Below are 25,389 nucleotides of genomic sequence, written 5' to 3'. Positions count from 1 at the left end.
CCTATAAGACCTATCGTTTTCATATAAACAACAACACCTACCTAAACTTTTTTATAAAACTAATAACAACGTTTTATTGTATATATTATACATAATAAAACAAGACTTTAAGTTTGAAATATAAAGTCTTGTTTTACGGAATTTAATATGGAAATAATAAAGAGTAATTGTACTTTCATTTCCAAGGAAATTTTTATAGAATATTCTGAAATTAACAATCTGATGTTTTTATAAATTCTTTATACTTATAATTAAAACACTCTCGATACAACGCTTTGATTTCATCATATGATGGAACACGTGGGTTATTAGCTGGGCTACCACTTTCAATTGCATCTGATGCCATTTTAGAAATAGCATTTTCAAATTCAATTTCATCGATTCCATATTCTTTTAAATTTGGAATACGAAGATCAAAGCAAAGTTTTTTTATTTCCCCAAGCGTGTAGTCTGCTACTTCCTCATCAGAATTCGAATACAAATCCTTATTTAAACTACGTCCAATTTTTGCTAACCTTTTCACTGCACTTGTTTTTGTAAACTCTAACACTGTAGGTAATAGTATGGCATTTGATATTCCATGCGGTACATGAAATAATGCTCCCACTGGCCTTGACATTCCATGAACTAATGTAACTGATGCATTAGAAAATGCAATTCCAGCTTGTAAGGAAGCAATCATCATCGCTTCTCTTGCCTCCATATTACGTCCATCTTCATATGCTATACGTAAATATTTTATAATACTTTCAATAGCTGAAAGAGCAAGTACATCTGTAAGTGGCTGTGAAAATTTAGAAATATAAGCTTCAATCGCATGACATAACGCATCTATTCCTGTTGCTGCCGTAATTTGTGGTGGTAACGAACTTGTCAAAACTGGATCTATAATTGCTACTTTCGGTATAAAACTAGGATGCTTCATCATCATTTTTACATCTGTTTTTTTATTCGTAATTACTGCTACACTTGTAACTTCCGATCCAGTACCAGAAGTTGTTGGAATTGCAATAAGTGGTAGTGGATTGTTTTCTATTTCAATATCCTTTTCGACATAATCCTCAACTTCTCCACCATTTGTATATAAAACCGCTACTGCTTTCGCAGCATCAATACAACTTCCACCACCAATACCGATAATAAAATCACACTTTTCCTCTTTACAAAGAGATAAGGCTTCTAACACGTGTATATTTGTAGGTTCAGCATCCACTTTATTATATGTACTAACAGTAATACTTTTCTTATTTAGTTGTTGTATACACTTTTCAAGATATCCTAATTTCTCCATAATTGTATCAGTAACTATAAAAGCTCTTTTCCCTAACTTTTTTGATTGTTCCCCAAGTTTTTCAAGCGAATTCCTTCCATATAATACCGACTTTGGCATACGAAACTCAGAAACTTCTTGCAAGTACTCCACCCCTTCTTATCCTATTTAATATTTTATGATATAAATTATCGATTTGATGAATCTTTACGATTCGAATTTTTAATAGAGTCCTGTTAAAGTATAGAACGCGATAACTAAAAATACAGCAACCGTTTTCAAAATTGTAATAGCAAATATATCTTTATAGGACTGTTTATGTGTTAATCCTGTTACTGTAAGAATAGTAATAATAGCCCCGTTATGCGGTAGTGTATCCATTCCTCCTGATGCCATTGATACGATACGGTGCATAACTTCTAATGGAATATCAAATTGATTGGCCGCTGCAATAAATTTATCTCCCATTGCACTTAATACTATTCCCATTCCTCCTGATGCAGAGCCTGTAATTCCAGCTAAAATATTCGTCGTTACTGCACCATTCACTAACGGATTTGTGAAAGTAGCAGAGATGCCATCTCTCATAATTACGAAGCCTGGAAGTGCTGCAATGACACCACCGAATCCAAACTCAGCTCCTGTATTCATCGTTGCAAGTAGCGCTCCACCAATACTTGTATTCAATCCAGCTTGGAAACCTGTTACTACTCGCTTCCAATATAATAATAACGTTGTTAAGATCCCTATAATAAGTGCCAATTCTACAGACCAAATTCCTACTACTGCACTTAATTCTACTTTTCCAAATGCTTTCATACCAATTGCAGAAAAATCAAAACCGCTTGGATACCACTTTGGTATCATAATAGTAAACACTTTATTCATTACACCTACTAAAATAAGTGGTATAAATGCAATAAGTTGTTGTGCTCTTGTAATTTCAATGTTATTAATTAATGGCATATTTTTTTGTTCTAATTGCAAAGATGCTGCCATTTCAGTATTTCCATCATTAAAACCAAAATATCCTTCACCTGCCGCTTTTGCCTTCTTACGTCTACTCTCTAAATATAGTAAACCTAATGTAAGAACAAAAATTGCTCCTACAATGCCGAGTATCGGTGCAGCATAAATATTCGTTTTAAAAAATGTTGTAGGTATTACATTTTGAATTTGTGGTGATCCAGGTAGCGCATCCATTGTAAACGTTACTGCTCCAAGAACAATCGTTCCAGGGATTAAACGCTTTGGAATATTAGCTTGTCGAAACAACTTAGCTGCGAACGGATAAACAGCAAACACTACTACATACACACTAACACCACTATACGTTAAAATAGCCCCCATTAATACAATCGCTAATATAGTACGTTTTTCACCAACTAACTCAATAATCGTTTTTGCGATAGAATCTGCAATTCCTGACATTTCCACTACTTTTCCAAATATTGCTCCTAATAAAAACACAGGAAAATATAACTTTATAAATCCAACCATTTTCTCCATAAAGATATTAGAAAAGAAAGGTAATACATAACTAGGTTCTGTCAAAAATACTGCAAATAATGCAAATATCGGTGCGAATAAAATAACAGAAAAGCCTCTATATGCTACGAACATAAGTAAACTTAGTGCTAATAATATAATAACTAACTCCAATTTTACCCCTCCATTAAACAGAATATTCTAAATTTTATTGATAAACTTCTACTAATCTTTTAATTCTGACATCCCTCCTCTTATTCATACAATTTTTTCATGCTAAAAATGTCTAATTATAAATATTCGATTACATATGAAAAATCCCTTTAAACAGAAACGAATTCCTCATCATACGTTATAAAGGGATTGTTAGTACCTATATTTACTGATTTATTAAAATTTTTCTTACACAAAAATGATACAGTTCTTCAACATCTTTCACTATGTAAGTCGCACTAACTTCAGTCAGTTCTTTCTCACAGCCATAGCCATATAAAACACCAATTGAAGCAATTCCATTCTGATTCGCACCTATTATATCGTGCTTTCTATCACCAATCATTATCATTTCTTCTTTATTTAGTTCTTCATTTGTTTGTAAAATATGAGCAATTATTTCTTCTTTTTTTATTCTCGTACCATCTAAATTACTTCCAATGATATCTTCGAAATAATTCGTTAATTGAAAATGCTCTATAACTTGTTTCGCAAATACAGTGGGCTTTGAAGTAGCTACGAATATGCGATTTCCTGAACTTTTTAATTGTTGCAAGAGCTTCAGAATCCCCTCGTATACATTATTTTCAAACAATCCACGCTGCTTTAAATACTCACGGAAGTAAAAAACTGCACGTTCAACCTCTCCTTCACTCATATTATATCTCTCTACGAATGATTGCTGAATAGGAGGACCTATAAATGAATCTAACTCACTTATATGTACTTCTTCAATTCCTACTTTTTTTAACGCATACAAAACCGAATTTACAATCCCTTCTTTCGGATCCGTTAAAGTTCCATCTAAATCAAATAGAAATGTTTTATACATGTTTCATTCCTCCACTTAATTTGCTGTATAAATAACTGCTAACATCTCTTCCACTTCTCCCTATTATACTATCATTATCTATTTTTTCGAAAAATCAATTTCCATATGTCACATACTTTCAGTTACAAAATACGATAGATATGATAAAGTAAAAAAGTTACAATTATTTTAATAGAAACTGGTGAAACAAATGTCAATTACGTTAATTTTTATAATGGCTTTCACAATTGTAATCCACGCAGTTGAAACAAGCTCTTATAGTATTCGATTAGCGGGGGTTCGTTTAAAGAAGATTGCTGTCGCATTATCCGTCGTAGGAATCGTATTACTCATTTCAAGAACGTCAAACTTACTACAAGCCTTTTTACTTGGCGGGATTGTGGACGAAGCAAAACTAGATCCTTCTATTGATTTAGAGCATATTATACGTCTTGTACTATTATCTGCTTCTATCGGTACATTGCTTGCGATTATACTGTATCCAACTTTGACAAAACTATTTGGATATGTCATTCAAAACTTTGAAACAGACGGTTCTTTCATTCGAATGATGAAAACGAATAACATTCAAAAATTAAAGTACACAAAAAAATATGTCCGCTTTCCAAAGTTAGAAATGATTCATAGACTGCGTATCGGTGGTATTCCAAAGCGTATTATGCTTATTAACATGTTTGCTACTGCTATTTATACAGCTGGGGTACTTTCTGCCCTTTACGCTTCTTTTTTAAATCCAGATTATGCAACAAATGCAAGTACAGCTTCTGGCCTTGTAAATGGTTTCGCCACTATTTTATTAACTGTATTACTCGATCCACGCATTGCTCTTTTAACAGAACGTGCTTTACAATCAGAAAGCGGTGCTGAATCTATGAGTAAAATGTATGGTTGGCTAATGATTTCTAGACTTCTCGGCACATTATTGGCACAACTACTATTTGTACCAGGTGCTTACTGGATTTTATGGATTATTGAACTTATGCATTAATTTACTAGAAAGGTGAATTTATCAATGAAGATCAAAACAGAGAAAGATATAATTCGCTTAATAGAAAACGACGAATGGATGATGAATGTATTACAAATGGCAAAATCACTAGAGTTACCTGATTGGTGGGTTTGTGCCGGCTTTGTTCGTTCTAAAATTTGGGATACTTTACATGACTATGAAGCTAAAACGGCTATGCCTGATGTTGATGTGATTTATTATGATAGTCTACATCAAGATGAGATATACGAACAATCATTAGAAACGAAATTAATGAATATTGATGCTACTATTCCTTGGTCTGTAAAAAATCAAGCTCGTATGCATGTAGTGAATAATATGCCACCATATTCTTCTTCTGTTAATGCTATTTCTAAATTCCCTGAAACAGCAACGGCTTTAGGAGTTACACTTGATGAACTAAACAATGTTATATTAACAGCCCCATGTGGTATTGAAGATGTCCTTTCCTTACAAGTGAGACCAACAGCTCATTTTCTTAAATCGAAAGAACGATTACATATGTACAAAAACAGAGTTATAAAAAAGAATTGGCAAAGTAAGTGGCCTAACATCACAATCACATATCCAGAAATTTAGAAAGAGTGCCTCTCATTTATAGAAGCACCCTTTTCTTCATTTCAAAAAATGTATGACTGTTTCTGCAAATCTATCTGCTTCCTCATAATGAGGTGAATGACCGCTCTCTTCAAATACGATATACTTGCCGTTTCGGGCATCTTTATTAAATGTTTTAATTTGTTCTTCACACGTTACTACATCATGTTTTCCTACTATTAATAACATTAGATTTTGTACATCTTTTATTTTTGATAATAATGATGTATGACATGCTCCCTCTAATTTTAATCTATCAAAGTGCATTTTGGAGCGATTTGAAAATATTTCCCACTCTTCATCACTGTATAAACTCTCATCTGTCCTATCTTCCTTATTATTGTAAATCTCCATTCTTTTTTCTTCTAATTCAGCGCTTAATCTTATATAAGCTTCTAACAACTCTTCTGAACTAGCATCGCTAGATGAATAAGCAAAGCACTCTTTTGCTACTTCTTCTTTTCCATACTTTTTTAATAAATGCCCTGTCTTTTGCAACAAAGCTCTACTTGTTAATGCAAAATCAAAAGTTGGTCCTTCAAATATTATTTTCTCTATTGAACTTGGATATATCGACGCATAAAGCAATGCTACATATCCACCGAAAGAATGTCCAATTATAGACCACTTCTCAATTTGTAATACTTTTTTTAATTCCTCACAGTCTTCAATCAAATCATTTAATCCAAAAGCTTCGTCTTCAGTAATTTTTTCTGAACGACCAACACCTCTTTGATCTATCATAATTACATATAGAGAATCTTTTAAACGTTCCGCTTGATGAAATGAAAAATCATAACAACTCTCTCCTGGTCCACCATGCAAGTATAAGACTGGCTTATTTTTAGGATTTCCATGTGTTTCAACGTATAGCTTTTTCCCTCTAATATTCATATACTCTCCTGTTTCTATCAAATTCGCCATAAACATCACCATCTTCTTTTTTTACTGAATATTATAACATTTATTGTTAAATAATCCCTATTACATTTAAAAAGACGATAATGATTGCGAGCGGTGCTACAAATCGAAGTAAAAATGCCCAACAAGTAAATACTTTCTTTCCATAATTTCCACCTACAAAAAACTCTGCTTCTAGTATCTTCTTTTCCATTTTGAATGAAACGAAAATACTAATAAATAGTGCTCCAAGTGGCATTAATATATTACTAGATAAGAAGTCTACTGCATCAAAAATATTCTTTCCGAAAATCGTAATATCACTCCATACTCCAAATGATAACGCTGATGGTATACCTACTAAGAAAATGCCGAAACCGATCAGCCATGATAATTTCGTTCTCTTTTCTTGTTCACCATTTGCTAATGCTGAAACAACAGTTTCTAGTAGAGAAAATGCCGATGTTAATGTCGCAAATGTAAATAGTGCAAGGAATACTGTTAAGAAAAATCCACCGAATGGGATTTGACTAAATACAGATGGTAATACGATAAATAGTAATCCAGGTCCTTCTGTCGGCTCCATTCCTAATGAAAATACGGCCGGAAAAATGGCAAGACCTGCAAATAAAGAAACAAATAAATTCAATCCAACAATTGTTATTGCTGATTTTGGTAAACTTTCTTTTTTATTTAAATAGGAACTATAGGTAACCATAATTGAAATCCCGATACTAATTGCAAAGAATGATTGCCCCATTGCGAACAAAATACTTTCCGAAGTAATCTTTGAGAAATCTGGTTGTAAGAAAAACTTCACACCTTTCATAGCATCATCAAGTGTTAACGAACGAATAATAAGAGCGACAAATAAAACGAACAATGCTGGCAACATATATTTACTTGCTTTTTCAATTCCGTTTTGTACACCCTTTGATACAACCCATATCGTAATGAACATAAAAGCGAAATGTCCCATAATAGCCCAAGTGGGATTCCCAATTGTTTCAGTAAATAATGCTCCGTAATTTTGTCCCGGTGCAATTAGTTGTCCAGTAATTCCTCTGAATAAATAAATTAACACCCATCCACCTACAACACTATAAAATGAAAGTAGTATAAAACACGTTCCAACACCAAGGCGTCCAATCCAGTGCCACCCTGTATTTGGTGCAATACTTTTAAATGCGCCAACTGCTTGTTTCTGCGTACTACGTCCAATCATAAATTCAGCTATAAGTAGTGGTAATCCAATTAATATAGTAAATAATATAAAGATTAAAAAGAATGCTCCTCCCCCGCTCTTCCCGGCGATATAAGGAAACTTCCATATTGCGCCAAGTCCAATTGCTGATCCTGCTGCAGCCATTATAAAACCTAATTTCGAAGTCCATTGCTCCGTTTGTTTCATCTCATTTTCCTCCTAATTAAATCTTTTTATATAGATAAATAAATTTTATAGACCTATCCAAATAAACCCTCCACTTCTTTTTCCATATAATAAAAAAATGGCCTAGCATCTCTATATAAAGAGACGCTAAGCCATTTACTTAACGCGGTACCACCCTTATTGATTCCATTATGAATCCACCTTAGTAGTAATCGTTTGATTACAAACCTAATATCGAAGGTTAACCGTTAAGATTTACTAAGAATGTGATTCCGTTCCACCTTACTGCTCCTAGGCGAGTTCAGGATGTCATTTGACTATGTCGCACCAACCCATAGCTCTCTGTACAAATACATGACCTTACTACTCCTATTCAACACATTGTAATATTTAGAATATATTTTCTTTTGAAATTAATATGAAGTATATCGGTTATATTTGTAACTGTCAAGGGGTATATTAATTTTTTGTCGAAATGGTTCATATTGATAACTCACTTTTACTAAGCTTATTAGCAAAAGAAAGAGTCTATATTTTCATCTTTTCAAACGAACTATAAAAAGAATCTTCGCGATAATCGCGAAGATTCTTTTTACGGTATAAGACGAGTACAATCTCTCGGAAAAGCACTCGCCTCTCGTACATTTGTTAATTCTAATAGTTTATATACAATCCTTTCTAACCCAATTCCGAAACCTCCATGCGGGGGACAACCGTATCGGAATGTATTTAAATAAGATTGAAATTTCTCTGGGTGTAATCCTTTTTCTTTAAACGAAGCGAGTAACATTTCATAATTATGAATTCGCTGTGCCCCTGACGTTATTTCTAACCCTTTATATAATAAGTCGAATGAATCAGTAATAGCTGGATTCTCTTTATTTTGCATCGTATACATCGGTCTCGCTTCTTTCGGATAATGTGTAATGAAAACAAATTCACTATTATATGTTTCCTTTACATATTTCCCTAGTAACTTTTCACCTTCTGTATCTAAATCCCCTACAGGAGATTCTTTACGATACTTACTTTTCAAAATTTCTTGTGCTTCTAACAATGTAATTTTAGGTATTTCAGTAATAACAGGTACTTCTATTTGTAATAGTTGTAGTTCTATTTCACATTTTTTCGCTACTTGTTGAAACATATATCGTAAAACATCCGTTTCTAGTTGCATCACTTCATAAAAATCATGAATAAAACCAAGTTCTACGTCTAACGATATATATTCATTCAAATGACGGGAAGAATTATGATGTTCCGCTCTATATACAGGTGCAATTTCAAAAACTCGTTCTAACCCACCTGCCACCATCATTTGCTTATAGAACTGTGGTGATTGTGCTAAATAAGCTTCTTTTTGGAAGTATGGAAGCTTAAAAACATTTGCTCCTCCTTCTGCCCCTTGCGAAACAATTTTCGGCGTAAAGATCCGTGTGAAATCGTTCTCTATAAGAATTTCACTAAAGCTCTGAACGAGTGTAGATTTCACTTTAAAAATCGCTGCGGTTCGCTCATGCCTTAATGATATTACTCGCTCATTAAGTAGTTGATCTAAGCCCACTTGTAACTTCTTTTTATTTATTTCAAATGGAAGTGGTTCTGCACCGTTTATTACTTTCACTTCATGAGCAAGTACTTCAACACCCAATTCTGTTTTCGACGTCTCGACTATTTCACCGATTACATGGACAACACTTTCTACATCAACTTTATATCCAGCCAATCCATTCTCTAATACACATTGAATTACTCCTGTTCTGTCCCGTAATAATAAAAAACTAACATTTCCAAGATGCCGAATTTTTTTTACCCATCCTTGAAGTAATACAACCTTTCCACTTTGTTCCATACATTCTTTTGTGAGTGAACGCTTCATTATTGAATTCATTATTTTTCCCTCCAGTAATTTTATATTTGTTTACGTTATTGTTGTCATCGTCATCATCCACGGTCACTCACCCCCTTTCAAAGAATACAAAAATCCGCCCCTATAAATAGGGACGGATTTTTTTCCGCGGTACCACCCAAATTGTCATACTGACCATCTTAGCCCTGATAACGGTAGGTACCGTTTGCTTTTACTAATAATCACGTTCAAAGCAACACTCACAGGTGTCTTTCCATCATGCGGTATCACAACCTTCTCAGCAACCGGCTGCTCTCTGTAGACCTTTGCACCATGTACTTTTCCTGATCATCACTTTTTATATTTACAGAGTATTCTAACTTCTCTCTTTATAAAATGCAAGAATTTTTTTGAAACATTCTGATTTTCTAACTCCTAACTGCTTCTAAAACGGGAAAAGTTAATTTTGTAATACATATTCTTATGTATCAAATCCGAAATTACACATCTAATATTTTCCCAATTTTTACATAAAAACCGTATTTTTCACGCATATTAATAAACAAATTTAAAGCGAGGTGTGCATATGCAAAAAGCAATTAGTTTCTTTCTCCTATTGTTTTGCCTAATTGTAGTAAACGAAACATACGCCTATTCACCAAAATCTTTACCAATCTCTCAAAACTCTGGTCAATGGCTAGTGAATATTGATAAACCGAAAAAAACAAACAAAAATATGCTTCAAGCTAAAAAAAATGAATTTCAAACATATCATTTTTCAGTAAAGAATATCGGGAATAGTGAAGTATATAACGTAAACGTCGAAGTATTCCGCAACGAACCAAATAAGAAAACGAAATATGAACTCTTTTCCCTAAAGGAAAGTCGTTTAGCAAGTGGAAAAACTGGATTTGAACACGCTAATTTACCTGTTGCTACAAAAGCGGATGAGGTTGATGTTATTATTACATGGCAAGAACACCCATTCCGATTGATGCGAAATGGTCAAAAAGTTGAATCTAGAAAATTTAAAGAACATTTTGTTTTTAAAGAAGCTAAAAAGTAAATGGGATACGGATATATTCACACTATCATTGATATAGCTTTATTTACTAGTACCAGTTCGTAAGCAAATTAAAAAGTCGTGGCTTATAATGCCACGACTTTTTATATTAATTCGTACTAATGCCTCTCGCTGCCCAAATACGATCGATATCAGCAGCATGTTGTCCGCCATATAAAAGAGCATCTGCTTGCTTAATCGCTTTTGCTCCATCACTGAATTTAGAGTTTGGTGTTAATGACCAGTGTGATTGTAAAATGATTTTTGTTGCTACATCACGGCCAAAAGCTTGTGCCATTTCGTATTGACCTTGTGCCCAAATTTCACCATCATCATGCACTTCATTCGTTATATCTTTCGGATATACTTTATTCGTATCTAATCGGCGTAAGCATGTTGGATCTGAACTAGAGTAAGCTGTCGCATCCCATTCTCCAACACATGCTTTTCCGTATCCTGTAGTCGATACTGCATCTTCATATGTAGCACCTAAGAAGTCGCCAAATCCTTCTCCCATCGCTCCGCCTTCTGCTGAACTACCAAAGCCAGGAACTTGGTTATCTTGAATCGAATGCCCATACTCATGTGCGATAATACCAGCATCTTCTGCATCATCAACACCGCCAGTACCAAATGTTAAAGCTTTCGTTGTCGGTGAATAGAATGAGTTATCAGCTGTTGTTCCATTCACATTCACTTTAATCGAACGATTATTAATATTTTTAAACCCTAGACTTTGAATGTAACGCTGTAATGTATCAATATGATAATATGACATTACATCTTCAAAGCTATCATTTGCACGTGTATAGTTGAATTGTAAGTTTGTAGATTTTGTTCTCGCTTTTGAAGAAATCGTTACATACTCTCCAATTAAAAAACCTGTCCCATCTAAGCCTTTTAAAGTAACAGTTTTTAATTGATTCGTTAGCGCTGTTGAATCTGCATCGTTATTATCTTTTAAGCCTACTTTACTACCGCTAGATACGACTGGGTTAGGTAAAAATACTTTTCCTGACCCTTCAGCTTTTCGGTTTATATCAACTTTTTTAATTAACTTTCCATTTTCTGCATCAATAAATGTTTCCCATGCACCAAATGGATTATTAGAATGGACTACAACTTTATATACTGGACGAGCAATTCCTTCTTCAACAATATATCCGAACTCTTTATCTGTAGGAGCCCATAAATTTTGCTCACTTGCTTCTCCAACATACGCCATTGATTTTTGTATTGCATCTTTTTCACTAATTTTTGTCGTTACTTCCTTCACACCTGTAACAGGCTGATAATCAGAAACAGCGAGTACTCCCTTTCCCTCTCCGTTAAGCGTAACTGTTATTTGTTTTGAAAATACAGGTGCACCATTAACAACTTGTTGGAACCTAACATATGAAGCTACTGACGTTTCTGTTGTAGAAATATATTGCAAGTCTGAAAGATCTGTTTTCAATCCATACTGCGCAGCATTTTCTTTTAAATATTCAGTTGCTTTTTTCTGCGGTGAATAAGCTTCTAACTTTACTTGCTGTTGTTTTTCCAATGCCGAAACCGTAGAAATTGTCCCCATTACTAACGGCACAGTCATTGCCATTGCCACCATTTTTTTATTAAACATAGAACCACTCCCCCTAATAAAGTAGCTCAACCTTATCCCATTACCACTAGGCAATCATTCCCCGCAAAACGGATGGATAAAAATTGAATCTACGAGTAATTCTCTATGAACACTTCTATTACCTTTCCATTTAGGGTAAGTGAAATTTTCTCAATATTTATGTATAAATTGAACACAATACTGTAGAAATATATTTCTACAGTATTGTGTTCGGTACGCTATGAAAAAAGAAAATTGCTAGTAATCCTATCGAATGTATAGTCAAATAAATTCTAATCATACAAAAAAGGAAGTTGGAATCATTCCAACTTCCTTTTTTCTTTAATTAGCCGCACTTAATTTAATTCTAAGTTTTGTCTCACCTAAAGAAAGTTCATCGTCTTCGTTCGTTAAGTGACCAAATGTAAATTGTTTAACGAGTAAGTTTTCTTCCAATAAATCTTTATGGTTCGTTAACGTTCGCTGTAGCTCTACTTCTGTATCGAGAATAACATCGACTCGTAAATTAACTGGTAAATTCAACTGTTTACGATATTCTTGAACCGCACGAATGAATTCACGCGCTACTCCTTCTTGTAACAATTCTTCCGTTACATTCGTATCTAACATAACTGTGTATTGTCCGTTAGTCGTATTAGAAAATCCTGATTTTGCAACTTTCTCAACTAACACATCTTCAGCAGTTACAACTACTTCTTCTCCTGGTGTTGCTTCGTAAACTGCTCTTCCTGTTGATACAAAGTTTTGCACTTCTTCTTGTGATAATTGTTTTAGCCAACCATTCACTGCATTCACATTTTTACCGAACTTCGGCCCCGCTGTTTTAAAATTAAGCTTCAATTGATATGATGTGTATTTTGTTTCATCGAGTTCAACATGGAACGCTTTTACATTTAACTCATCCATAACGATATCACGATAAGATTCCCAATCCATATCATTCTCGTTATGCTCAAGTAATACAAGTTCTGCTAGCGGCTGTTTTACTTTTAAAGAATGCTGATTACGGTTACTTCTTCCAAGTTCAACAACTTGTAAAACAGCATCCATTTCCGCTTCTAATTTCGGCTGAAGTAGTAATTCATTTACAACTGGATAATCGGCTAAATGAACGCTGCTTCCTTCTAAATTAAGATGAATATCTTCCGCGACAAACGGTGTGAATGGTGCAATTAATTTACTAATTGTTACAAGTACTTCATGAAGTGTCTCATACGCAGCAGCTTTTTCAGCGTTCATACCAGATTCCCAGAAACGATTACGTGAGCGTCTTACATACCAGTTACTCACTTCATCTACAAGTGCTGCAATTTCACGAGCTGCATTCGTAAATTGATAATCATCAAGTGCTGTTCTCACTTTTTTCGTTGTACTATGCAATCTTGATAATACCCATTCGTCTAATTTCGTAAGCTTTACATTATACGTTTCTTTCGGATTATACTCATCTAAATTTGCATATAAAACGTAGAAGCTATACACATTGACTAATGTATCTACAAATTTAGATTTCGCTTCCAGTACTGTTCTTTCAGAAAAACGCTTCGCATTCCACGGGGCACTATCAACAAGTAAAGCCCATCTTAGCGCATCTGCACCAAACTTATCTACTAAATCAACTGGGTCTAGTGCATTCCCTTTACTTTTAGACATTTTCTGTCCTTCTTCATCTAAGACATGCCCTAATGATAACACTCGTTTATACGGTACTTTTCCTGTATACAGTGCTGAGACTGCTAATAAACTATAAAACCAGCCGCGTGTTTGATCAATTCCTTCTGCAATAACATCCGCTGGAAACTGCTCTTCAAATAACTCTTTATTTTCAAATGGGTAATGATATTGTGCAAATGGCATAGAACCACTATCAAACCAAACATCAATTACTTCTGGTGTACGATTCATTGTTCCTCCGCATTTCCCGCAGCAGACTTGCACTTCATCTACATAAGGCTTATGCAATTCCAAATCTTCTGGTGTTTCGTTCGTACTATGCTTTCTTAATTCAGCAATGCTTTTCGGTGCGAACTGATGATTACAACTTTCACATTCCCATACGTTTAATGGCGTTCCCCAATATCTATTTCGGCTAATATTCCAGTCCACCATATTTTCTAAAAACTTACCAAATCGTCCATGTTTCATATGATCCGGATACCAAGTAACAGAATCATTATTTTGTAAAAATGTATCTTTAATTGCAGTTGTTCGGATTAACCAACTTTCTCCTGCATAATAAAGTAGTGGTGAATCACAACGCCAGCAATGCGGATAGCTATGTTCATATTTTTCTTTATGATACAGTAAACCTTCCTTCGCTAAATAACGAACGATATCCACGTCACAATCTTTTACAAATTTTCCTTTCAAAAATGGTACTGCTTCTGTATACTCACCTTTTTCATCTACAACGTGCAAGAATGACAATCCTTCACTTTGAACGACTCTATAATCGTCCTCTCCATATGCTGGAGCAATATGAACAAGTCCTGTACCACTATCTGCTGTTACAAAATCTGCTGCGATAACGCGGTAACCATTTGTAACTTCTTTCATCGGAAATGGGGCTGCATAAGATGTGTTTAATAATTCTTCGCCTTTATGAACAGATAATACTTCATAATTCTCTTTTAATACTTCTTGTACACGTTCTTTCGCAACAATATATACATGACCTTCTTGTTTTGCTTTAACGTATTCCATATTTGGATGGACAGCAAGCGCTACGTTTGCTGGAAGTGTCCAAGGTGTCGTTGTCCAACCTAAGAAATACTCATTTTCACTATCTTTCACTTTAAACTTCACAGTTGCACTTAAATCTTTTACTGTTTTATACCCTTGTGCAACCTCATGTGAGCTCAATGAGGTTTGGCAGCTTGGGCAGTATGGTGAAACTCTATGTCCTTTATATAACAATCCTTTTTCATGGATCGTCCCCAAAATATGCCATACACTTTCGATATATGGATTCTCTAAAGTTACATATGGATCATCCATATCTACCCAATAACCAATACTTTCAGTGAATTCACGCCACTGCTTTTCATATGTGAAAACACTCTCTTTACACTTTTGAATAAATGGTTCAATGCCATATTCTTCGATCTCATTTTTACCAGAAATACCAAGTTGCTTCTCAACGCCTAGTTCTACAGGTAAACCGTGTGTATCCCATCCTGCTTTTCTTACTACTTTATAACCAGCCATCGTTTTATATCTTGCTACTAAATCTTTAATTGCCCGACCAAGTGCATGGCCGACGTGTGGTAAACCGTTCGCCGTTGGTGGCCCTTCATAAAACACAAACGATTGCGCGCCTTCTCGATTCTGAATTGATTGTTCAAAAATGCTTTGTTCGTTCCACTGCTTACGAATACGTGTTTCTCTCCCTACAGCTGACTCTTTTACATCTACTTTCTTCATCTACAATCACTCCTTTGAATGTTTTAAAAGCACACAAAAAACCCGCCCCTATGAAGTAGGGACGGGTTTACCCGCGTTACCACCCTAATTCTATTAGCTTTTCACTAATAGCGCTTAGCAACGTACTATCATACGTGTTCTTTGTAACGGTAGACATCCGTCCGGGCTTACTCACTTTCAGCCTCGGCTCCTCGGAGATGATTTTCAAATAACTTCTGCCCACCGGCTTTCAGCAATATACCGGCTCTCTGGAGAACAGTTCACTATTTTACTCTTTCTCGTCTTCAGATTTGTATACTTTATTAAAAGTTATTTTATGCCATTTGACAACTAATTGTCAACTAATTCAAAATATATTCTTATCCTTATCCCCTATTCTTATACAATTACTTTTCAAATTCTCGCAATGCTGCTAAATTTTCATCATCCTCAATAAGTTCAGCAAAGAATCCCGAGTCATCCTCACGAAGGACAATTTCAAGCTCTTCCTTCGCCTCTTCATTTCTATTTAACTGTGCTAAATAACAAGCACGATCATATCTTGCTAACAAATCACTTGCATCCATTGTTAATACTTCATTTGTTATTTTTTCTGCCTTTAGTGTTTGGCCGGCACCATGATATGAAGACGCTAAAGAAAGAAGAATTACTGTTTCATTTGGATGATGTATAGAAGCATTTTCTAATACTTGAATTGCCTCTTCAAACCTTTCTTGACTTTGATATATTTCTCCTAAAGCAAGAAATGCTCTACTTACGAACGGTGTTTGCTCCGTTAATTGTAAGGTAATCTTTTCTGCTTTTCTTTCTTCCCCTGCTTTAAAGAATACTTGTGCTTGCAGAAGAAGAGTATCATAATCATCTGGTAGTTCTCGAACCATTTGCTTCGTTAATTCCAAAGCATCTCTTAACATATCTTCTTCCTCGCACTCAACGAAAAGATTTACAAGTTGCTTCGCTACTTCATAATCCCATTTATTTTCTAGTGAGGTGTGCAGAATGTCTATCGCTTCTTTATTCATCTCTACATTCTCATAAAATAGCGCAAATCGCTGTGCTGCCATACTATTTTTCGGATTTAACTTTAAAGAGATTTCATATAAATCAATTATCATAGTAACCATTGAAATTTCTTTCGCACGATTTTTCATACGATAAAAAGCTCTCGTAATGATAGATCGTTTCGGCTGTTCATGCAGCTGGCGTTCAATCCATATTTCCGTAACCGCAGCTGCAGCATACATGAATGCTGTACTTCTTTCTGCTTTTTTCACCTTTAACGTATGAAGAAAATCTCGTATGTTAGACAATTTTTTATGTTGCTCTACTGCTTTTACATAAACATCAAATATACGTTCATTATCAAAATCTTTTTGTATTACTTTCATTGCAACTTCAATTGCTTTTACATTTCTTTTTTTCACTAATACTTTTGCATAATGATATAGAACTTCTATATGCTCACCATCTAATTGTAGCGCGTATTCAATCTGTTCTTGTTCTTTATCTATTTCATTCATCGCACCATGCACATATGCAATCGCATCTAAACGCCATATTTCAGGTACTTCTTCCGCTAATTGTTCTAGTTCAGTCAACAATTCTTCCTGAAGATTCATATCTACTGAAAGCTGTGCCAAATATTCCATATTAATATGCAACGGCTCTTCTTTCATCGCCTGAACCATATGACTTTGTTCTTTAAAACGGTTTTCTTCTTTTTCGTATATTTCCGCAAGCTGTAAATGTACACCTACGAAATTCCCATCAAGCTCTAAACATGTTTCATACGCTTGTTTTGCTTCCGTCAATTGTCCTAATGCCATAAGTGTTTCACCAATTCGGTAATACGGTAATGCCGTTTCCTTTTGTTCTATCGCCTTACTATATCTTTTCATCGCTTGGCCGTACTGTCCAATAGATTCATATAAAATACCTGCATAACAACCGTACTCACTTACTTCATTTCTTTCTTTGTGTAACGTTCTTAAAAACGCTATACCTCGTTGTACAAATTCCGTTCCTTTAATTCGATTCACATATTCATCTAACGCACTTGCTACATTATAATCACTTTTCTTTATACCATTTTCTAACTTAGATAGCGCTACTTTAAACCCTTCTTCATTTCCACCAAGTTCAATTTCAGCATCCCATAAAACCATTCCTGCATTCATGAGGAAATCTTGGCTCTTTTCAATTTGCTTCTCAAGACCAAGAATATATTCTTTTGCTTCCTTGTATTGTTCTCTTGCCATATAAACTTGTGTAAGTCCGAAGTGAGAATAAACATCCTCATCATTTTCTTCTAAAGCACGCTTATACAATACTTCTGCTTCTTCCAAGCTATCATTTTGAAAATGATAGTCACCTAATTTTACGTAAAGAGATGCTTTATCATCACAATTCTCAATACCGTTTAATAAAATTTCTTTCGTACTTTCCTCATCCTTCAAATCAGATTCGTATATTTCCGAAAGTTTTGTATAAATGTAAGGTGCATTACTATCCAAATGAATCGCTACTTTAAGCCCTTTTATTGCTAAATATAATTTTCCTAGTTGATGTGCACATCTCGCTCGTTCATACCATACATGTGCTTCATATTTATATTCTTTTAACAAGTCATTAAAGATTTCATATGCTTCTTCATATCTTTCTAAATCTATTAATATTATACCGTGATTCGTTAAAGTAAACCTTTCAGGACTACGCTCTAACGCAACTTGAGAGTATTGCAATGCTTTTTCAGATTGATCAATATACATATAGGATAAAGCGAGAAAACTCCAAGCAATAGGCTGATCTGCGTCTAATTGTAACGATGAACGAAAGCTTGAAATTGCTTCTATATAACTTTCCTGCTCAAAAGCATATCTTCCATTTATCAAATGATATAATGCACGATTATTTTTCTTCTCAACGCTTGTCAGCATTTGCTCGGCTTTGTCTACTTCCTGAAGACGAATAAAACACTGTGCACCATGCAATTTAACAAAGTCCGAGTTCGGAAACTTTTCCATTAACTTATCGATACAATATAAAATAAATTCTTTATCTACTTCAACATCTAAGTGCTTTATCGTATATAACCACGTATTTGGATTATCACTCGTTTCTTTTAAAAATTGTACTAAGTTACTAATTCCCTCTTTGTCATGTTCATCTAAATGATCCGTAAGAGAAAAAATAGATTTAAAATAACGATTTTCTTCTTCACTTAGAAACGCTAGTTGCTCCTTCTTTTCTTTCGGAACAAACGTGATTGCTAAACAGCCTGTATAACGATATTTTTCTTGTAATTTACTATATTCCACAAGAACTGGTTCTATAAAGTTTGGATCTTGAACATAGAAAGCTTGCAATGTATCATCATATCCAGATAGAACTTGTACGTGTGAAGCATGCTCAATATCTATACTTAATAAAACAGGAATTCCTTCGTCAATCAGTCTCTTATAATTCTCTTCATTCCCTTTAAAATAACGATATTCATAACCTAATTCTTCTAAATAAGAAACAGTATCTGAAAACTTCGAACCTGTCATATCAAAAATAAACTCTGCTATTTCATCTTGTGTACGTTTCTCTCCCCATATACGCAACATCATCTCTAAACTTGTCGGAACACAATAATTATCCTTTTGTACAATAGGAACTATCGGCAAGTGAACCTTTTTTCCATCCGGATTTTTTTCTAAATTATGATATAAAGATTCTTTTAAACTCTTTTCTTCTCTTAATAGCTTTTGTAAATCTGCAAACTTATTCATTTTGTACAACGCTTCTGCACGTAAATGTACAAAGTAAGTATTATAGGCATGATATGGCAGCTGAGTATTTATGTTATCTATTACCGCTAACATTTCTTCATATTGCTCTAAATCTAATAAATACTTTACCTTCTCAAAATGAAAATATGGTACTTGTGGAAACTTTACAATCGCATCATCAATTAACTGTATTGCACGTTTTTGTTCCCCTTTATTCGCATACAATTGTGATAATAAATAGGTAGATAACTCTTCACAATCTTCATGCTGTATGCCAGCAATAAATTGTTCTTCCGCTTTCTCCCATTCACCTGTATGCATATAAACGTAGCCCCATTTATCAAAGACTGCACGTGTACTGTACTCCTCTGCTTTTTTCATATACATTAGCGCTTCTTCGTTTCGTTTCATTTCTAAAAGACATCGTACTAACGTAAAATATGTTTTCGCTAAAAAATCTGCATCTATTTCTTCTTTACCTAACTCTTCTAAAGAAGATTTTAACAACTGCTCTGCTTCAAGAATTTTTCGCTCATCAATTAACTCATCACAATATAAAGAGAGCGTTCTCATATTTGGGAATTTTTTATAAGCGTAGCGAATGAGAAATGAACTGTATTGGTGCATAAGCCCTTCATCAGTAAGGCGAATTAATATATCAAACTCCTTATGCGAAGGAATATTGGCAAGCCAATTCTTCACATAGGATAAAGTATTCGTTTCTTTTATATATGCAATTTCATTATTTATTTCCTGTAATCCGTCTACAAATCTCTTATCTTTCAAACACGCTTCTAACTGCTTAAAATCTAGCATGCATTCACCTCGAATTTATATTTATACTGCTACTTGCTTAGATTTTACACACCATATAGTATGTATTCAACTAAAATCTCTTATAATGGATGGTATTAATTAATATTATTCAAATTTATAACAAAATATAGTAAAAATGATTGTTTTTCTCTGTATTTTGTTTAATTATACGGAATAACGTAACATGCGGTTTTTTATCTTGTAGAAGCTGAAATCAGTACATAAAATTATATCGGCGATAATTCAAATATATCAGCGATTCTTTCATTTTATCGGCGATTTTCAAATTATATCGACCGATTCTTAACATTTATCAGCGATTATATGTCGAATATCGACTTATCGACATTAAACGACAATCCTTATACATCATACCTTTTAACAAACTATGTCACCAAATGTAATTTTCATATTGGGAGCGTATACAAAAGAAGAATACACATGAAATATTTTAAAAAATCGTAGTTCAGCTTCATATTGAGCTAGCGCATTATCATATGTTAATCCTCTGGCTATTAAACGTTCTACAAATTGTTGCTTATCACCCGGATCACCTGCAATCCCCTCTTCTTTTAATGATTGATACAAATCGTTTTTATCATTGTGATGCATATTTGAATCTAAAAAGTTCACTTTATCGCTTACTCTACATTCAATATTTTTCACACCTAATTCACTTAAATATATCGGTATTTTCATGCCTATATTGCCATCTTTACCATTTCTTTGCGTATCACTTTCAAATAATTTCTGCAAAACACCTAGCTGAATAAATTCCGATTGTTTCTCCCCATCTAAAGAGTATGAAGACATATTTGATATCCAATGTGGTTCAAAACAGATTATTTTTCCGCCCTTTTTAATTGAATGTATCATTTTTTGTAGCATCGTTTTTGGCGAACTCATATGTAATAAGAAAGCATGACAGATTGCTATATCGTATTTATCGTTCAGTTCAATTTCTGTAGCATCTTCCTCAATAAATTCTGATTCATACGGGAGGGAACGAAACAACTCTCTCGCTTCAGCTATTAATGCTTCTCCGTTATCAATGCCTGTATATGTTGATCCACCTGGAAGTAACGGCAACAAAACTAACCCTAAATAACCATATCCACAGCCATAATCAACAACATGTACTGGATCAGAAATCTTCCAAACTGAATTCACTAGAAAACTTACATAATCGCTATTGTAATATAAATCTCTCGTGTTTTTTAAATACGCTAGTTTACTGTTCCAATCGTATGTTTCCAACGTCTAACGCCTCCTTTTATATACACCCCTTACAATTCTCCATTTAACAAAAACATTCCTACATTTTAATTCCCCCAGAAATTAGTTTAATAAAGTGAGATTACTACTTACATGGCTCCTATACCAAATAAAAAGGCATACATATCTGTAATGATACATACACCTTTTATGCTACATCTCCTCAGGTGCCTCCACCCCAAGTAAACGTAATCCTTCTTTTAGTACAACCGTCACAGCATAAACCAATGCGAGTCTGCTGTCTTTTTCTTCGCTCTCTTCTAATATACGAACATTACCGTAATATTTATTGAATGATTGTGCTACATCTAATACATATTTCGAAATGATTGATGGCTCATTTTTATTGAAAGCTGCTTCAATTACTTGCGGGAATTTATTAAGTAATTTTACGACACTCCAGCTATGATCATCTTTTAAAGCAAACGTACATGTTTCAAATTCTACACTTTCTTTTCTTAAAATAGAGCAAGCACGTGCATGTGTGTACTGTACGTACGGGCCTGTTTCTCCTTCAAATTTCAGCATGTTTTCTAATGAGAATTCAATATTGTGCATACGCTCATTTTTTAAATCGTGGAAAATAACTGCCCCTACACCGACTTGCTTTGCTACTTCTTCTTTCTGTTTTAAGTTTGGGTTTTTCTCTTCAATATTTTGTTTTGCAAGTTCAATTGCTTCCTCAAGTACTTCTTCGAGTAAAATAACTCTTCCTTTACGTGTCGACATTTTCTTACCATCTTTTAAAATGAAGCCAAACGGTACGTGTTCCATACCATCAACCCAAGTATAGCCAAGTTTTTTTAATACAGTGAAAAATTGATTGAAATGTAAGCTTTGTTCTGGACCAACAACATATAGCGCTTTATCAAACCCATAAGTGTTTTGACGATATAAAGCTGCTGTTAAGTCACGCGTTGCATAAATCGTCGCACCATCTGATTTTCTAATTAAGCAGGGCGGCATTCCTTCTTCTTCTAAATTAACGACTAATGCGCCTTCTGATTCTTCAAGCAAATCATGCTCTTCTAAAATCCCAATAAAATCTTCCATTAAGTTATTATAAAATGCTTCTCCTTGAAAATTAGTAAATTCAACACCGAGAAGTTCATAAATGCGAGAAAATTCTTTAAGGGACTCATGACGGAACCAATTCCAAAGCTCAACAGCTTCTTCATCACCTTCTTCTAATTTCTTAAACCAAGCACGCCCTTCTTCTTCTAGTTCTTCGTCGTCTTTTACCTCTTCATGGAATTGAACGTATAACTTAAATAATTCACGTATTGGATCCTCTTTAACTACTGCTTCATTTCCCCATTTTTTATATGCGGTAATTAATTTTCCAAACTGCGTTCCCCAATCACCAATATAATTGATTCCTACAACTTCATAGCCACATTTTTCAGCGATATGTTTCAGCGAATTTCCTATCATTGTAGAACGTAAATGCCCCATCGAAAAAGGTTTCGCGATATTAGGAGAGGAATAATCAATTACTACTGTTTTTTCACAGCCAAAGTGGTTTTGACCGAACTCTTCTTTTTCCGCTAAAACCGTTTTTAATACTGCATCACTTACAGTTTCACGATTGAAAAACACATTTACATAAGGACCAACGGCTTCTACTTTCGTAAAAAACGGATTATTTAATTTCTCAGCAACTTCCTTTGCGATAATAGCTGGTGCTTTTTTGTATTTCTTTGCTAATGAAAAGCATGGGAACGCTGCATCTCCAAATTCATCTTGTTTCGGTGTTTCAATTAAATCTAAAATTTGTTTTTGCGTTAGTTCATTCGTGAAAATATTAGATAAACTTTCCGCAAACTGCATTTTATAATCCATGATTTAACCTCCTTATTTTTTAAAACACAAAAAACTCGTCTCTAAAAAAGAGACGAGTTTTAACCCGTGGTACCACCCTTGTTGTTCGTTACGAACCACTTTCCCGTTTATAACGAGGACAGGGGGCCTCGGCTTTCTCTACTATTCGTTCAAGAAGCATCTCCGAAGTGCGCTTCATCTTTTTCTTCCGTACTAGGCTCACACCATCCCCAGCTCGCTTTCCTTCTAAAAAAGACTACTCTCTTCATCACAGACAGTATATTTAATTAATTATTGCTTATTATACATCTTTTCAAACAATTAGCAAGGGTCAATTACACCAAAGTGAAACTTAGCACTTTTTCTTTTGTATACGTGAAAATTGTGTTTTTCAAATCTAGAACTACGGAAATGATCTTTTAATACGACACGCTTTCTCGCCACTCGCTTCGCCTCCGCAATTGTTTCATCAGTAATATCATGATACAAAGCGAAGTGTTTTAATCCTTTAATTCCGTCAGATTCTATGACAGTTTCTTCAAACATAGGATCAAGGTAAACGACATCGTAACTATCGTCTTCACATTGCGCTAAAAATGAAAAATGCTCCGTTTGCTTTACTAGGATTCTTTGCATTGCTTCATCGATTTCAGAAACAGATGAAGACCATGTTTTCAAACCATTTTTCATGATATAAGCCATATATTCATTGCCTTCAAGTCCTGTTACTGTTCCACTTTCACCAACAACATAACTAGCTACAATACTATCTGATGCCATACCGAGCGTACAATCTAACACTGTCATTCCGCTCTCTAATTTAGCAGCTTGTACAAACGGATCGTGCTCTCCACGCATTAACCTTTTCACACGAAACATCGCTGAGTTCGGATGAAAGAAAAATGATTCTTCCGTACCTTTCGGATAAATAGCTAATCGGTTCTTTCCTACGACAAGTACATCTTGTTCATACTGCTCATGTAATTTATGCACTGGTATATCATTACGTAAAATAAAAGAACGATTTAATTCTTCTGCTACCTCCTTTGCATATGCTGTCATTTCTTTATTTGTTCTTCCTGCTGTTGTTACTATCATTCTTTCACCTCTATATAAAGAAAAGAGGGAGATTTACTCTCCCCCTTCTTTAGCAATTCTTTTCGAAAGCTTGCTCTAAGTTCGTAATAATTTCGTCCATAGTTGCACCTTCAATTTCATGACGGTGAATGAAGTGAACAACTTCTTTTCCATTTAATAATGCCATAGATGGTGAAGATGGAGGGATTTCTCCGAAGTATTCACGCATTTTTGCGGTAGCATCTTTATCTTGACCTGCGAATACAGTTACAAGATGATCAGGTTGTTTTTCAGCACGAACAACCGCTTGACCTGCTGATGGACGTGCTAAACCAGCTGCACAACCACAAACAGAGTTTACAACTACTAAAGTTGTACCTGATGTATTTTCCATAAATTCTGTTACAGCTTCTTCTGTAGTTAACTCTTCAAACCCAGAACGCACTAACTCTTGGCGCATTGGGATTACCATTTGGCGCATGTATTCTTCATAAGCATTTGACATCTTGTAATCTCTCCTTCAACTTTCATTCCAAATTCATCATATCACGCTCTATTAATAGGTGCAAAAGAAAGATAACGATGATTTCATTTTTTTGTAGGGATTTCACAAACCCCACCGCGGCAATGTCCCACTGGAACAAGTTTTCTATTATTAGCGATATAATCGTATACTTTACTTCCAAAACCAAGTACGATAGATAGCTTTATAAAAGGAACTGCAAACCAATAAGATGGAACGGCCTTTGCTAATACATCTATGCTCTGAATACCGTCATACCACTTATTATTTTTAAAAATATACAGTCTTTGTTCCATCTTACTTTGTAGTTCTTGAGAAAGCTCATACTTCTCAACTACATCTTCATTTCGAAATGAAACAAATTTCATCTTACCCTTTTTATCTAATTTTTTCGTACGTTCTGCAACGGCCGTACACATCGGACACCAACTATCATAGAAAACAATCAT

At 34.5% G+C, this 25,389-nt stretch carries 17 protein-coding genes and 4 other annotated features; of the genes, 3 read left to right on the top strand and 14 right to left on the bottom strand.

The genetic code is table 11. The features are described from left to right. Positions 1-211 precede the first annotated feature (211 nt). The 3 genes from DN403_RS25940 to DN403_RS25930 form a co-directional block, all read right to left on the bottom strand. Positions 212-1,414 carry an iron-containing alcohol dehydrogenase gene (locus DN403_RS25940; protein ID WP_074789595.1) on the bottom strand — a complete coding sequence of 401 codons (1,203 nt, stop codon included), beginning with the start codon at positions 1,412-1,414 and terminating at the stop codon, positions 212-214. Positions 1,415-1,492: 78 nt separating this feature from the next. Beyond that, positions 1,493-2,932 (bottom strand): GntP family permease, encoded by a 1,440-nt coding sequence (locus tag DN403_RS25935; RefSeq protein WP_000424339.1) that lies wholly within the window; start codon positions 2,930-2,932, stop codon positions 1,493-1,495. A gap of 205 nt (positions 2,933-3,137) precedes the next feature. Beyond that, on the bottom strand, positions 3,138-3,803 hold the full coding sequence (locus DN403_RS25930; protein ID WP_000278487.1) for an HAD family hydrolase: 666 nt from the start codon (positions 3,801-3,803) through the stop codon (positions 3,138-3,140). 190 nt (positions 3,804-3,993) lie between these two features. Here DN403_RS25930 and DN403_RS25925 point away from each other — a divergent pair, with 190 nt between their 5' ends. Then, a complete protein-coding gene (locus DN403_RS25925) occupies positions 3,994-4,791 on the top strand; it encodes a lipid II flippase Amj family protein (RefSeq protein WP_000028912.1) in 798 nt (265 codons plus the stop codon). A 24-nt stretch (positions 4,792-4,815) separates the two neighbouring features. Then, entirely contained in the window at positions 4,816-5,391 is a 576-nt protein-coding gene (locus tag DN403_RS25920) for a nucleotidyltransferase family protein (protein WP_000695364.1), read from the top strand. A 36-nt stretch (positions 5,392-5,427) separates the two neighbouring features. Here DN403_RS25920 and DN403_RS25915 read toward each other — a convergent pair whose 3' ends face one another. The 3 genes from DN403_RS25915 to aspS all read right to left on the bottom strand — a co-directional run bounded on the left by DN403_RS25915 (position 5,428) and on the right by aspS (position 9,590). Further along, positions 5,428-6,333 carry an alpha/beta fold hydrolase gene (locus DN403_RS25915; RefSeq protein WP_001284944.1) on the bottom strand — a complete coding sequence of 302 codons (906 nt, stop codon included), beginning with the start codon at positions 6,331-6,333 and terminating at the stop codon, positions 5,428-5,430. Positions 6,334-6,379: 46 nt separating this feature from the next. Next, the gene (locus tag DN403_RS25910; RefSeq protein WP_000814513.1) at positions 6,380-7,720 is read right to left on the bottom strand and encodes a sodium-dependent transporter; all 1,341 of its coding nucleotides are present in this window, start codon (positions 7,718-7,720) and stop codon (positions 6,380-6,382) included. Between the two features lie 116 nt (positions 7,721-7,836). Further along, positions 7,837-8,085 (bottom strand) — a binding site (T-box leader). A gap of 206 nt (positions 8,086-8,291) precedes the next feature. Further along, on the bottom strand, positions 8,292-9,590 hold the full coding sequence (aspS, locus tag DN403_RS25905; RefSeq protein ID WP_001084710.1) for an aspartate--tRNA(Asn) ligase: 1,299 nt from the start codon (positions 9,588-9,590) through the stop codon (positions 8,292-8,294). A 105-nt stretch (positions 9,591-9,695) separates the two neighbouring features. Then, positions 9,696-9,909, bottom strand: a binding site (T-box leader). Positions 9,910-10,134: 225 nt separating this feature from the next. On the opposite strand from aspS, the gene DN403_RS25900 reads away from it, so the two are divergent. Next, positions 10,135-10,614 carry a hypothetical protein gene (locus DN403_RS25900; protein WP_081143858.1) on the top strand — a complete coding sequence of 160 codons (480 nt, stop codon included), beginning with the start codon at positions 10,135-10,137 and terminating at the stop codon, positions 10,612-10,614. 106 nt (positions 10,615-10,720) lie between these two features. On the opposite strand, the gene DN403_RS25895 is transcribed toward DN403_RS25900, so the two are convergent. From DN403_RS25895 to DN403_RS25860, 8 genes are all read right to left on the bottom strand, one after another. Further along, positions 10,721-12,232 (bottom strand): M36 family metallopeptidase, encoded by a 1,512-nt coding sequence (locus DN403_RS25895; RefSeq protein WP_000482275.1) that lies wholly within the window; start codon positions 12,230-12,232, stop codon positions 10,721-10,723. 321 nt (positions 12,233-12,553) lie between these two features. Then, positions 12,554-15,655, bottom strand: coding sequence for an isoleucine--tRNA ligase (gene ileS / locus DN403_RS25890; RefSeq protein ID WP_000754900.1), 3,102 nt, complete (start codon positions 15,653-15,655; stop codon positions 12,554-12,556). Positions 15,656-15,709: 54 nt separating this feature from the next. Continuing rightward, positions 15,710-15,949 (bottom strand) — a binding site (T-box leader). Between the two features lie 92 nt (positions 15,950-16,041). Further along, positions 16,042-20,244, bottom strand: a complete 4,203-nt coding sequence (locus DN403_RS25885) for a bacteriocin-processing peptidase family protein (RefSeq protein WP_000883816.1) — start codon at positions 20,242-20,244, stop codon at positions 16,042-16,044. Positions 20,245-20,622: 378 nt separating this feature from the next. After that, positions 20,623-21,501 (bottom strand): class I SAM-dependent methyltransferase, encoded by an 879-nt coding sequence (locus DN403_RS25880; RefSeq protein WP_000451276.1) that lies wholly within the window; start codon positions 21,499-21,501, stop codon positions 20,623-20,625. A 171-nt stretch (positions 21,502-21,672) separates the two neighbouring features. Continuing rightward, positions 21,673-23,361: an arginine--tRNA ligase gene (gene argS / locus DN403_RS25875; RefSeq protein WP_000384900.1), complete on the bottom strand. Its 1,689-nt coding sequence runs from the start codon at positions 23,359-23,361 to the stop codon at positions 21,673-21,675. Positions 23,362-23,406: 45 nt separating this feature from the next. Beyond that, positions 23,407-23,621: a binding site (T-box leader), on the bottom strand. A gap of 40 nt (positions 23,622-23,661) precedes the next feature. Next, complete coding sequence (locus DN403_RS25870; RefSeq protein WP_000637432.1) at positions 23,662-24,438, bottom strand: class I SAM-dependent methyltransferase; 777 nt, start codon at positions 24,436-24,438, stop codon at positions 23,662-23,664. A 49-nt stretch (positions 24,439-24,487) separates the two neighbouring features. Further along, positions 24,488-24,922 carry a BrxA/BrxB family bacilliredoxin gene (locus DN403_RS25865; protein ID WP_000063708.1) on the bottom strand — a complete coding sequence of 145 codons (435 nt, stop codon included), beginning with the start codon at positions 24,920-24,922 and terminating at the stop codon, positions 24,488-24,490. 83 nt (positions 24,923-25,005) lie between these two features. Continuing rightward, positions 25,006-25,389, bottom strand: coding sequence for a thiol-disulfide oxidoreductase DCC family protein (locus tag DN403_RS25860; RefSeq protein WP_000634884.1), 384 nt, complete (start codon positions 25,387-25,389; stop codon positions 25,006-25,008).

Origin of the sequence: Bacillus sp. AY2-1, from assembly GCF_008368965.1 — a bacterium.
GTDB lineage: Bacteria > Bacillota > Bacilli > Bacillales > Bacillaceae_G > Bacillus_A > Bacillus_A thuringiensis_S.
Note: the sequence above shows the minus strand (reverse complement) of the source record. Positions and strands in the feature narration are given on the sequence as shown.